We start from the raw sequence: 12058 nt of genomic DNA on the forward strand, positions 1-12058 counted from the left end.
CACGGCTTGCACGCCCAGACCATCCGATCCGCGGTGTTCATTGCATCCATGGCGGGACTGTATCTCTCGGCAGCCATGCTGGCGCCGGCGGCGGTGGATTTCTATTTCGGCAATCCCGACTGGCAGGTCTTCACCGTCTCCTCCTTTTCCGTCGGTGCCGTCTGTCTCGCCGCGGCCGCATCCACCCGCGGCGCCAATGCGCCGTTTTCACGGCGCCTGGGCTTCCTGCTGGTAAATCTGTTGTGGATCGTGCTGTCGGTGACCGGCGCCATTCCGTTCTACCTGGCCTCGCTCGGGCTCGACATGGCCGATGCGCTGTTTGAATCGGTCTCGGCTGTCACCACCACCGGCGCCACCGTGATCTCGGGCCTTGATTCCGCTCCGCCGGGACTGTTGCTGTGGAGGTCGCTGCTGCAATGGATCGGCGGCATCGGCATTGTCGCGCTCGGCCTTCTGGTGCTGCCCTATCTCAAGGTCGGCGGCTTCACCGTGTTCAAGATGGAATCTTCCGACACTTCGGAAAAGCCGTTCGAGCGCTTTGCCGTCTTCGTCCGCGCCTTCTTTGCCATCTATATCGGCCTGACGCTTACCTGCGCCATTCTCTACAAGGTGCTCGGCATGAGCGATTTCGACGCCATCAACCATGCCATGACCACCATGGCGACCGGCGGCTTCTCGACCCATGACGCATCCTTCGGCGCCTTCCAGTCCGCGGGTCTGATCTGGACCGCAACCATCTTCATGGCCATTGCCGGCCTGCCCTTTTCGGTGCTGATCCTGTTTGCCGTCCGCGGACGCCTCGATGCGCTACGCGATCCCCAGATCTATGCCTATGCCGGCCTCGTCGTGGTGCTGACCCTGACCATCGCGCTCAGCCTGCGGCTGTCCCAGGGCGAGAGCTTCGGTCCGGCGCTCACCCATGCCGCCTTCAATGTCGTCTCGATCATCACCACGACCGGCTTTGCCAGCACCGACTACACGCTGTGGGGGCCGCTGGCGGTGGTAATCCTGTTCATGGCCACCTTCCTGGGCGGATGTTCCGGCTCCACCGCCGGCGGCATCAAGGCCTACCGGCTGGTGATCATCTACGGATCGATCCGCGCCGGTCTGATGCGGCTGATCTATCCCCACAGCGTCCGCCCGGTGCGCTACGGCTCGGTCGCTGTCGAACCGGACATGCAGCGCACGGTGTTCCTGTTCGTCTGCGCCTATGTCGGCATCTGGGCGCTCGGTTCGGTTGCGCTGGCTGCCACCGGGCTTGATGTCGAGACAGCGATTTCCGGCTCGATCACGGCGCTGGCCAATGTCGGCCCGGGTATCGGACCCGTGATCGGGCCCGCCGGCAATTTTGCCTCGCTTGGCGATCCCGCCAAGATCATCCTGGTGTTCCTGATGCTGCTCGGTCGGCTCGAAATCCTCGCGGTTCTGGTGCTTTTGCTGCCCGCCTTCTGGCGCGAATAGCCCCAGAACAACACAAATTATCACCCCTCATTATTCACTGGTTAACCAAGCTCTGCTTTCCTTTCCGAGGGTGGAGGAAATTCAAAATGCAGGCTGTGCAGGTTTCTTGTCTTAACGAACCGGCTGTCGCCGCTGATGCGGGGCCGCCAATCATTGTCGATGCCGAGGCGCCGGCCCAGGATCAGGCCCGGCTCGAACGCGCCATGAATGTCATCGGATCGCAGATCGGTGAATTGTCGATCAACATTGCCGACACCAGCGGCATGATCGGCGATGTCTCGGGCTCGCTCTCGGTGCAGGCCGAGGAGCTGCACGCGCTGACCCGCGACGTCTCGATGATCGCGCGCTCCAACCAGACCGTGGCCGAGGCCTCCAACGGCGCAATCGTGTCGGCCAAATCCACCCACAAGGGGCTGGAAACCACCACGCAGAGCGTCAGCGGCATTCTCATCAATGCAGTGTCAGACATCAAGTCGATGGCGACCAATGCCACCGAGACCACCGGCGTGCTTGACGCCGTTGCGAGCCAGATCACCGAAGTCCACTCCTTCTCGGAGGCCATTCAGGGAATCGCCACCCAGACCCAGATCCTGGCCGTCAATGCCGGCATCATGGCAGCACACGCGGGCAACGCCGGCCGCGGCTTCGCCGTCATCGCCGACGCCGTCAAGCAACTGGCCGAACAGACCGGAACGGTCTCGCGCGACATGGTGGCCAGGCTTCAGGCTTTGCGCGAGATCGTCGACCAGATGCAGAAACAGAACATCGAAAACGAAACCGCGGCGACCGCCGCGTTCAAGCGCTCGACCGAAATCGAAAGCGAGCTGAAGAAGTTCTCCGGCTTCAGCCAGAGCGTCGCCGGAATGATCACCGAGATCGAACGCATCGCCAGTCCGGTCGAGGAAACCACCCGCGCCTGCGCAACCGTGCTGGCCAAGGTCTCCGACCTCGACACCCAGGTCCATACCAGCGCCGAAATGCTGACCGCGGCCAGCACAAAGATCGACCGCCTGGTGTCGTTTTCGGAAAATGTGATCGGAGAGGTTGCCGAGAGCGGTGTGGTCACCGCCGATACGCCGCTGATCCGGCACTGCATGGAAAAGGCCGAAGAGGTGGCCGCCCTGTTCGAGCAGACGATCAGATCCGGGATCATGTCGATGGCGGATCTGTTTGACGAGAACTATCAGCCCCTGCCCGGCACCGATCCGCAGCAGCACATGACGCGGTTCACCCGCCACACCGACCGGCTGCTGCCACCCATTCAGGAAGCCATGCTGGAATTCGACCCGCGTGTGCTGTTTTGCGCCGCCGTCGACCGCAACGGCTACCTGCCGACCCACAACCGCGTGTTCTCCCGGCCGCAGGGCCCCGACCCGGTCTGGAACACCGCACATTGCCGCAATCGGCGGCTGTTTGACGATCGCACCGGACTTGCGGCCGGACGAAACCGCAAACCCTTCCTGCTGCAGACCTATCGCCGCGACATGGGCGGCGGGGTATACAGCCTGATGAAGGACCTTTCGGCACCGATCATGGTCAATGGCAGGCATTGGGGCGGCCTGCGCATCGGCTTCAAGATCAGTCTCTGAACGGCAACCGGCCGCGGCAGCTGTTTCAGCAGCGCCGCGGCCGGGGCCGTTTTATCGCCTGAAAGATCAGGCCCGTGTCAGACCATCGATCAGTTCAAGCTGCGCGACGGGTGCGGTCAACGTATTCATCGACAATGTAGTTGTGTCTTCCACGTCGCTGAAGGCACCCCAGAGCACCCAGGCCGCCACCAGCGCCAGCGCCAGGCTGACCACCAGAATGAGCAGCACCGGCCTGCCCTGCCGCGCCTGGCGGACATTGATCGGATCGATTGGTTCTTTCATGTGTAAACTTCCCTGTTGATCGGGCCTTGCGGGTCAGCTGCGGCTGGACCGGGTCAAGGCGCCTGCTGCCAGGCCGATGACCAGCCCTGCAATGATTGCGGTTGTCTTGTTCTGGGCGATCGCATTGGACGCCGATGTAATGGCAAAGGCGGAGGCTGTGCTTGTCACCGCGATCCGCTGACGCCGTCTGGCGCGCATGCGCAGCCAGGCACGGACAGCCAGGGCCAGCAGGCCGAGGACTATTGCCAGGCCGGCTGCCGCCAGCAGTCCGTAGATCGCCCCATGGGTCTCGGCGATGGACAGGGCAAAGGCGCCGAAAAGGGCGCCGCTTGCCATCAGGGTCATCAACCCGACAAAGGCAAGCACCATGGCATCACGTTTGATCTGCCGCGCCTTCGCCCCGGCAAAAGCCGAGACGATGGTCGCAATGGGGATGTTTGAAAACATCTGCTGCTCTACCGGCGCATCACGAGAGCGGCCAGGAAGCCGGCAGCAACGGCAATGCCGACGGCCTGCAGCGGATTGTCACGCACGCCTGCAGAAACCTTCCGCTCGGCGCTGGAAAGCTGGCCGGACATTTCGGAGACGAGCTTTTCGCCATTGCGCAGGATTTCGTCGACGCGCGATTCGGCGGCTTCGCGGGCTACACCGGCCTTGAGCGCGCCGGCGCCTGCCAGGGCTTCTCCGAGCGCGGCAAGCTCTTCCCGGATCCGGGCGGTGCGCTCTGCAATGTCATCAACCATCGGATTGGATTTGTCGTCGCGTGTGGATTTGCCTAGGGCCATGGAAAAGTCTCCTTTGATTGGGTTCACCGCACCAACGCGCCACCACCCTATCGGTTCCCTGCAATCGTCTGCTTCATGCAAAAAGGCCGCCGGATTGCTCCGGCGGCCCTTTGATGTTGCACTGGTACCGGATTAGCCGGCAGTCGGTGCAATCATGATCACCGAATCACGGTCGGTTTCCCATGTGTCTTCATTGTATTCCGGCTGGCCTTCAAGCTGCTCCTGGGTGAAGGGCGTGAAGACAGTCAGGTTGCCATCGGCATCAGCGCGGATGTCGAGGTTTTCCGGCGAAACTGCCACTTCCTTTTCACCCATGCCGAGGAAACCGCCCACATCGAGGACGAAACCGTCGATCTGGTTGTCGGCGCTCAGCAGCACGTCGCCGATTTCGCCGATGTTTTCATCATTGGCGCCATAGACGGTGCGGCCGATCAGATCGTCTGCACTGATGTCGCCAACGGTGACGGCGGTCATCGACATGCGGTCGATGGTCATGGTCTTTTCTTCGGCTTCGGCAACGGCGCTTTCGCCGTTTTCGACCCGTTCGGCAGTGGTGTCAGCGGCAGTGTTGTCTGCAGGAGCTGCCGGCACTGCTGCCTGGTTGTTGTCAGTGGCCATCGGCTGGGTGTTGTCTGCCGCCATGTTCTGGGTGGTGTCGACACCTTCAGGCTCGGAGCGGGCTTCGTCGTAGATCAGCGTGCGGTCGAAGGCCGGTGCAGCTTCAAGCTGTTCGCGGGTCATGTTGGCCACGAGCCAACGGTCGCCGTCGCGGTCGGCCCATTCGATGGCGCCGTATTCGACTTCAACGTCCTTTTCGCCGATTCCGAGGAAACCGCCGACTCCGATAATGACGGAGGCAACTTCGCCTTCAGGGCTGATGACGACGTCGTTGACGTCACCGATCATGTCGGCATCTTCTGCTGACGAGCCGTAAACGGCCGAACCGATCAGATCGCTGGCGAGAGTGGCGCCGTGCTGCGTGACGTTGGAGTGAGCCATGTCGGCTGTGTCGGACGTCGCTGTGGTCGCCGCATTGGTGTCGGTGGTTGCAGCCGCATTCGTATCCGTGGTTGCAGCAGCATTGGTCTCTGTTGTGGTCGTCGCAGCTGCATTTGTGTCGGTCGCAGATGTGTGGCTGGCTGCAAATGCAGACGTGGCGACAAGGGCGGTAAGGGCGGTACTGGCCAAAAGCGTCTTAATCATGGTAAATTCCTCTTTGCATCGAAAGGTGCTCGCCGGGCGGGTCCGTGTGTGAGAGCGCTGGGCCGGCTCGGCGGCGTTGACAGCATAGGAACGCCGTCCACCCCTCGCGAGTTCCGAAAGATTTCAATTTTTTTCGTTACAACCCTGTGGCCCGTCGGTGCGGCAGGGAGCGGCACGGCGTTGCGCATCACCGCGTAACCGATGAGCAGGAACGGCACCGCGAGCAGCCCGCCAATGGGTCCCCAGAGCCAGATCCAGAAGGCCAGTGACAAAAACACGAAGAACGGATTGAGCGTCACCGCCCGGCCGATCACCTGCGGAGTGACGAACTGCGCCTCGATCATGTTGAGGGTCAGATAGACCGCCATCGGAAAGAAGATCGCCGGCGGGCTGTTCCAGGTCGCCAGCCCGACACCGAGCAGGATGCCGGCCATGACAGCGGGGCCGATATAGACGACATAGTTGAGAATGAAGGCCAGCATGCCCCACAGGAACGGCTGCGGCACGCCCAGCATCCACATCGCCGCCGACGTCGCGAGGCCCAGCCCGGCATTGATCACCGAAATCGACAGGAGATAGCGCGACACGAACCATTCGGCGTCGCGGAAGATGCGTGCTGTTTTCAGCCGCGAGCGGCGGCTGAAGCACAGCGACAGCACGCTGATCCGGATCGAGTGCCGCGTCGCCAGGAAGAAATAGAGGCTTGCCAGATACAGGATGATCTGCGCCACCAGCGCCGGCGCCAGCGTGGCGATTTCCTCGATGGCCGAGCTGTCCTGGATGTCGACCGTCATCTCGGCCTTGCCGCCGGCAATGGTGCGGATCTGTTCCTGCACGCCGCCCAGCGTGTCGAACACCGTGCGCCAGTCCAGCAGATGCCGCTGCAACTCGCGCCAGATTTCCGGCAATTTGTCGGACCAGATCGACAGCGGCATCGAAAAAAGCGCAACGGCGGACGCGATCAGGCCGAGAAACAGCACCACCACGATGGCCGCCGACATAGAGGCCGGCAGACGGCGCTCCAGCATCGAGGCAACCGGCGAGGCCATCAGGCCGGTAACGACTGCGAGACAGACCGGCGCCAGCAGCGGCTGGGTGTAATCGAGTGCGGCGAAGATCGCCACCACGCCAATGGCAATGACCGCAACGCGGGCCATGGATTGCAGGCTGGCGTCCATGTTTGAACGCGCAGCGATGCGGACCACTGGCGGATCGATACGATACGGTCGTTTCATCAAAAATTTCCCTGTAAAGGACCCCAACGCGCAGCCTTGGCTTAGGTTCCGGACAGCCGCCCGCTACCGCAGCCGGAGCCGCGCGCAGCCTGGCCAGAGGAGTCATCTTTACGGAAGAAAAACAGCACCATGCCCGCCTCCCGGCCGGGCATGCCCCCTATTCCGCGCGGCGCTTGCGTTGGGCCTTGGTCGAGACCGGGGGCTTGCGTCGGGAAATCACATTGTCGAACGGCACCGTGATGGTGACGTCGATGCCGTAGCTGTGCGGCGCACTGGATATCGCGCCGCCGAGTTCGATCCGCATGGTGGCATCGAGCAGCCGGGTGCCGAAACCGCCCTTGTGGCCGACCACCTCCGCCTCTTGCGGCTCCAGCGGCTGCTCGCTGCGCTCGGACCAGTTCAAAACCAGCTCGCGCGGCTGACCCGTGGCCCGCTTCAGGGTCCAGGACACTTTCAGAATGCCGGAATTGTAGCGCGCCGATCCATATTTGAGCGAATTGGTCGCCAGCTCGTGGAACGCCAGGCCAAAGGCCTGGGCGGCAGTTTCATTGAGCTCGATGGCCGGGCCGTTCAGATGTGCCTCATCCAGCTCGTCGCCGAAAATTTGCTTGAGTTCCTGGCTGAGCAGGGTCTTGAGATCGGCTCCCTGCCAGGAGGTTCGCGCCAGCAGATCCTGCGACGCGGCCATTGCCTGCAACCGCGCATTGAAGGACTGGGTGAAATCGGGAAGGGATTCGGACGAACGCGCGGTCTGCCGCGAAATCGCCAGAACCCGGGCGATCATGTTCTTGATCCGGTGCTTCATCTCCTGCAGCAGGAACTCGCGTTCGGTCAGCGCCCGTTCGGTTTCCTGGCGCAGCGCCTCGCCCACCTCGATGTTTCGTTGCTGCGACCGCGACGAAGTCGCAAGCGCGGCCGCCAGCAGCAGCGAAGCGATCGCCAGCATGAAGGAACGGGTCTGGTCGACCGGCGAGCGGTAAACCTCCGAAGGCCGGATCTCCAGCGTCCAGGTCTGCCCTGCCACGTCGATCGTTGTCATCACCGTGTGGGCCGCACCGAGGCGCTGGCCCGGATCTCCGAGCGATTCATAGATCAGGTTCGAGGTTTCTGGCTTGCCGTCCCAGGCGGTCACATGGATCGGCAGCACCGGAATACGCTTCAGCGCGGATTCAAACAGATTGGTGACGCGGAAAGGCGCATAGACGAAACCCAGAGGCCGTCCGGAATTGACCGCGAAGAACGGCATGTAGATGAGAAAGCCCGATTGCGGGTCCCCGGCCGTTTCCTGAACCAGCTGGAGCGCGGACGAAGCGCGCATGCGCTGCTCGATCAGCGCCGCGACAATCGCCTTGCGCCGCGTCGGCTCGGAAAACATGTCATAGCCAAGGGCTGCGACATTGCGGTCGGTCCTGGGCTCCAGCAGCACGATCGGGGTGCGGTTTTCCTCGCTGGTTTCGGGCCAGGGTGCGCGCAAAATGCCGTAATTGCGATCGAGCTCGGCAGCGATCGCCTCGTCCGACTGCGGTCCGGTGCGCACATAGCGTGCAAAACCGATGCCCTGAACGCCGCTGAACTGTTCGGTTTTCTGCAGCCGTCCGATAAATACCCTGAACTGTTCGGCGCTTGGCACCTCGCCCAACCCGGCAAACAGCGCTTCGGTGGATTTGATCAGCAGCATGTGGTTGTCGATGCGGTCGCGCAGACGCTGCACCGAGCGGTCGGCCATCGCCGCAAAGCTCATCCGGTTGGCCTGGTCGATCGTGTACCACGACGCCGCAGCCGTCAGCAGGCCGACCAGCACGACCACGAAAAAAACCAGTGCTGGCTGCAATCGATACAACACACTCATACTCTTCTTCACAAGTCCGGACACAATCCGCCAGGGCGTTCGGGCCATTTTGGCCAGGGAGGGGAGAACAGCTATGCGTATGACGAACCTCCAAATGCCCGCGGTGGCCCCGACTTGTCGGTTACTTTTGGCCGGAAGATCAATCGCACACTTAGGCGCAACCGAGAAGCCAGTCTATTAAACAGGTTAATCGAAAATCAATTTCTGACCGTCCGCCCCTTCAAGTTGGGCGTGCCGGAAATGGCGGAAAAATCCATCAGGAAGCGCTGGTCGAAATCGGCAAATGCGATCGCGCGCTTGAGCTGCGGAAAGGTCATCATGCCCTTGTCGTTCTGGATCAGTTTCTCCTTGGTCAACCGGCTGAGCGAGCGGTTGACGTGCACGGTCGACAGTCCCATGCAATCGCCGATCTGCTCCTGGGTGAGTTCGAGCTCGAACCCCTTGTCGGTTGCCAGCCCCACCTGCTCGAGCCGGACCCACAGTTCCAGCAGGAAATGCAGGATGCGCTGTGCCGCGGTGCGAGCGCCCAGCGACACCTTGTGTTCGGCCAGAATATTGGAGTGGCGCACCGTCATCCAGTCCAACCCCGAGGCCAGCACCGGAAAGCGGCGGTGAATCTCAAGAATCCGCACCGGATCGATCAGCGCCAGCGACACATTGGTCAGCGCAGCAGCAGTGAATATGGATGTGTGATTGAAATTGACATGCAGGCCGATGAAATCGCCCGGCAGCGAAACGCCGATGATAAGCCGCCGGCCCTCGGGCGTCACCCGGTAGCGGATCACCCATCCCTGACGGACCAGAAACGTGACCCGCAAGGGTTCGCCATCCTGGACGAAACTGTCACCACGGGCGATCGCAGCCTGGTTGACCTGCATGGTCTCGAGATAATCGACCTCTTCCGAAGTCAGAAGAACCGCCTTGCCCAAACGCCGAACCAGGGGACTCGCATCATCGGGAATCGCACTCTGGTTCTTGACGCGCATCGGGATCACTTTCAAAACGAAAAACCCCGGCAGACCATGCTACCGGGGTTTTCTGGAAACGGACGATTAGCCCTGGTTGAGCCAGGAATCGATTTCCCGCTCGGCTTCGTCGCGGGTCTTGCCATAACGGGCCTGGATCTTGCCGGCCAGCTCGTCGCGGCGGCCTTCGACAACGTCGAGATCGTCATTGGTGAGTTCGCCCCACTGTGCCTGAGCCTTGCCCTTGTATTCGTTCCACTTGCCTTCAACGATATCCCAGTTCATCTCAAAACTCCTTGTGACGGTTAATTCGGTAGCCGGCTGCGAGACTGCAGCGGCTTGCCTCATCAACGTCGCGTGAGGCGTTTGGTTCCCTGGGCTGCCGGCTTATTCGAAATGCTTTGGAAATTGCGATTCCTCGCCAGGCTGCAGCATGGCAGTTGGAGCGACCGGCCAACCCTGTTAATCAGGGCAAACGATGCTGCCCCGTGGCAGATATCCGCCGACCTGAAGGACGCGTCGATGAAGATGAAATCATTTGTCACCCTCAACGGCTTGCTCGGTGTCCCGGGCGGCATCGCGATTGCCTTGTGGGTGCTGGCCATTCCGCTTGTCTGGCTGGACGCGCGCTTTCCCATTGTCGGCGATCCCCTGCCCTTCTGGCTGGCGATATCGACCGACACCGCCAGATCGCTGCTCGCCACCATCGCCACCGCCGCCATCACCACGCTGGGCCTGGTCTATTCGATCATGCTGGTGGTGTTCACGCTTGCCGCCGGCAACATCGCGCCGCGGCTGTTGCAGCGGTTTTCGCGCGACCGTGTCAATCAGATCACCGCCGGACTTCTTGGGGGAACATTCCTCTACGCCCTGTCGGTACTGCGCGCCACAGGGCCGGAGTTCCGCCCCGAACTCTCCGTCGCCGTGGCCTTTCTGCTGGCGGCGATCTCCGTCCTGCAGGTCATTCATTTCGTGCATTCGGTCTCGCAAAGCGTCACCATCGACGCCGAAGTGGCGACGATTTCCGAACAGCTCGAGCAGCAGGTCAACCGGCTGCTGGTCGAAACCGGCGCCGATTCGGGGGATTTCAAGGATGACCATCTCGACACCGTCATCAAGGCAGAACAGTCAGGCTATGTCACGCTGATCAACGAGGCCGACCTGCTCAAGCTGGCGCGCCAGCGCGAAAGCTATATCTCGGTTCGCGTGGCCCCGGGGGATTTCGTGCTGACCGGGCAGACCTTGGCGATGGCCGGGTTTTCCGCCGATGACGAAAAGGCCGTCAATGCCGTCTCGAGATCAATCAGCCTGGAACCCTATCGCGGCGCCGTCGACGACATCCGCTTTTCGATCCGCATTCTGCTTGAGATCGCGCTGCGTGCGCTCTCCCCCGGCGTCAATGACAGCTTCACGGCCGTTGCCTGCGCCGACCGCATCGCCGCGGCCCTTGTCAGGCCGGTCTCTGAGGGTCTGCGCGGTGACGTGCGCTGCGACACCGATGGCGTCGCCCGCCTCAAGGTGCCCGGGCTGTCGCTCGATGATCTGCTCAACATGACACTGCATCCGTTGCGGCAGGCCGCCGAAGGCAATGTGCTGATGCTCGACCACCTGGCAACGGTGCTCAATGCGCTTTATTCCGTTGCCGGCACCGATGCGAAAAAGCTGATCGCGTTTCACGGCAAGGCCCTGCTTCAGACTGCCGGCGCGGGCGAACCGATCGGTTCTGATCTGGATTTCCTCAAGAGCCGGCTTGATTTCGCTGTCGAGGATTGAGGCGCCGCGATCATCCGCGGTCACCTTGAATTTTGGGGTCAGTTGTACTGGCTGGCTTTGGCCGGTGTTTCGGCCTGGGCAACAGCGGCGATGCTCATCTCAGGGTTGATCAGCTCGATGGCGACCTCGATGCCACCGGCAGCGGTCACATCCCAGACGATCTCGGCATCTTCGTAAAACAGCGCCGGATCAATCTCGACACATTTGCCGAAAGTCTTTTTCTGAAGCTGCGCCATCGATGCCATGGCTGGGGAAAGATCCTGCCTGCACTGCTCTACTGTCTCATAGGCTTCGACGGGTGCGGGCTGCTCCGAACAGGCCTGCAGATCATCGCTGCAGGCAATCAGCAACATGAAGGCTGCAATGTGTTCCATGACGTGTCTCCTTTGGAGAGTAAACGCCCCGGCAGCTTGCGGGTTCCGCAAAAGCCGGTGGAGACAGCGATTTTATGAACAAAAAGTTAATGGCAGCATGGCCGGTCGGTCAGCGTTTCAGTGCTTGAAACGGACCTCGTACTGGCTTTCGGGAATGGTCAGCTGGTAAACCATCCGGTCGCTGACCAGCTCGTGATGCACCTCAGCCGACAGCGCCTGCGGGACAACCCGGCCAAGCACGGTGCGGGAAAATCCAGGGCTCTGGCTCGCCGCGATATCCTGCTCGCTCAGCGGCCCGGCAAAGGTCTCGGTCCAGGTCACGACCAGTTCCGGCTCGTTGCTGTCGTTGGAGCGCTCTTCGGCGGCCAGTTCTACAGTGCCGCCACCCGGGCCGAGCGCACCCCTGGCCAGCGAATCGATCGCCAGTTCGTGCAGCGCCAGTCCCAGATGCAGCGCCGCATTGGGCGCCAGATAGGCATCCTCGCCGACCATGTGAAAGCCCGAGGGCAACACGCCGAACAGCGGCTGCAACTGGGATTTGG

Annotated in this window: 13 protein-coding genes; 3 read left to right on the forward strand and 10 right to left on the reverse strand. The window is 61.8% G+C overall.

All coding sequences use genetic code 11. From position 1 onward, the window contains the following. The first annotated feature begins 6 nt into the window (after positions 1 to 6). Together OEG82_RS14700 and OEG82_RS14705 are read left to right on the forward strand one after the other, a co-directional pair. The gene (locus OEG82_RS14700; protein WP_267613151.1) at positions 7 to 1461 is read left to right on the forward strand and encodes a TrkH family potassium uptake protein; all 1455 of its coding nucleotides are present in this window, start codon (positions 7 to 9) and stop codon (positions 1459 to 1461) included. An 86-nt stretch (positions 1462 to 1547) separates the two neighbouring features. After that, entirely contained in the window at positions 1548 to 3050 is a 1503-nt protein-coding gene (locus OEG82_RS14705; RefSeq protein WP_267613152.1) for a methyl-accepting chemotaxis protein, read from the forward strand. A gap of 66 nt (positions 3051 to 3116) precedes the next feature. Here the strand turns inward: OEG82_RS14705 and OEG82_RS14710 are convergent, their stop codons facing one another. From OEG82_RS14710 to OEG82_RS14745, 8 genes are all read right to left on the reverse strand, one after another. Continuing rightward, positions 3117 to 3332, reverse strand: coding sequence for a hypothetical protein (locus OEG82_RS14710; protein WP_267613153.1), 216 nt, complete (start codon positions 3330 to 3332; stop codon positions 3117 to 3119). Positions 3333 to 3365: 33 nt separating this feature from the next. Further along, positions 3366 to 3779 (reverse strand): hypothetical protein, encoded by a 414-nt coding sequence (locus tag OEG82_RS14715; RefSeq protein WP_267613154.1) that lies wholly within the window; start codon positions 3777 to 3779, stop codon positions 3366 to 3368. Positions 3780 to 3787: 8 nt separating this feature from the next. Next, the gene (locus OEG82_RS14720) at positions 3788 to 4117 is read right to left on the reverse strand and encodes a DUF883 C-terminal domain-containing protein (RefSeq protein ID WP_267613155.1); all 330 of its coding nucleotides are present in this window, start codon (positions 4115 to 4117) and stop codon (positions 3788 to 3790) included. Positions 4118 to 4249: 132 nt separating this feature from the next. Beyond that, entirely contained in the window at positions 4250 to 5320 is a 1071-nt protein-coding gene (locus OEG82_RS14725) for a PRC-barrel domain-containing protein (protein WP_267613156.1), read from the reverse strand. After that, entirely contained in the window at positions 5317 to 6555 is a 1239-nt protein-coding gene (locus tag OEG82_RS14730) for an AI-2E family transporter (protein ID WP_267613157.1), read from the reverse strand. The genes OEG82_RS14725 and OEG82_RS14730 overlap by 4 nt, the downstream gene beginning before the upstream one ends. Positions 6556 to 6712: 157 nt before the next feature. Then, positions 6713 to 8404 (reverse strand): CHASE domain-containing protein, encoded by a 1692-nt coding sequence (locus OEG82_RS14735; protein WP_267613158.1) that lies wholly within the window; start codon positions 8402 to 8404, stop codon positions 6713 to 6715. A 197-nt stretch (positions 8405 to 8601) separates the two neighbouring features. Beyond that, the gene (locus tag OEG82_RS14740) at positions 8602 to 9390 is read right to left on the reverse strand and encodes a Crp/Fnr family transcriptional regulator (RefSeq protein ID WP_267613159.1); all 789 of its coding nucleotides are present in this window, start codon (positions 9388 to 9390) and stop codon (positions 8602 to 8604) included. Between the two features lie 66 nt (positions 9391 to 9456). Continuing rightward, entirely contained in the window at positions 9457 to 9654 is a 198-nt protein-coding gene (locus OEG82_RS14745; RefSeq protein WP_267613160.1) for a CsbD family protein, read from the reverse strand. Positions 9655 to 9891: 237 nt separating this feature from the next. On the opposite strand from OEG82_RS14745, the gene OEG82_RS14750 reads away from it, so the two are divergent. Continuing rightward, positions 9892 to 11142, forward strand: coding sequence for a DUF2254 domain-containing protein (locus tag OEG82_RS14750; RefSeq protein WP_267613161.1), 1251 nt, complete (start codon positions 9892 to 9894; stop codon positions 11140 to 11142). Between the two features lie 38 nt (positions 11143 to 11180). On the opposite strand, the gene OEG82_RS14755 is transcribed toward OEG82_RS14750, so the two are convergent. Together OEG82_RS14755 and OEG82_RS14760 are read right to left on the reverse strand one after the other, a co-directional pair. Next, positions 11181 to 11516, reverse strand: a complete 336-nt coding sequence (locus OEG82_RS14755; protein ID WP_267613162.1) for a hypothetical protein — start codon at positions 11514 to 11516, stop codon at positions 11181 to 11183. Positions 11517 to 11633: 117 nt separating this feature from the next. Then, positions 11634 to 12047 (reverse strand): sensor histidine kinase family protein, encoded by a 414-nt coding sequence (locus OEG82_RS14760; protein ID WP_267613163.1) that lies wholly within the window; start codon positions 12045 to 12047, stop codon positions 11634 to 11636. Positions 12048 to 12058 lie beyond the last annotated feature (11 nt).

This window comes from Hoeflea ulvae (genome assembly GCF_026619435.1).
In the GTDB taxonomy this organism is placed as follows: domain Bacteria; phylum Pseudomonadota; class Alphaproteobacteria; order Rhizobiales; family Rhizobiaceae; genus Hoeflea; species Hoeflea ulvae.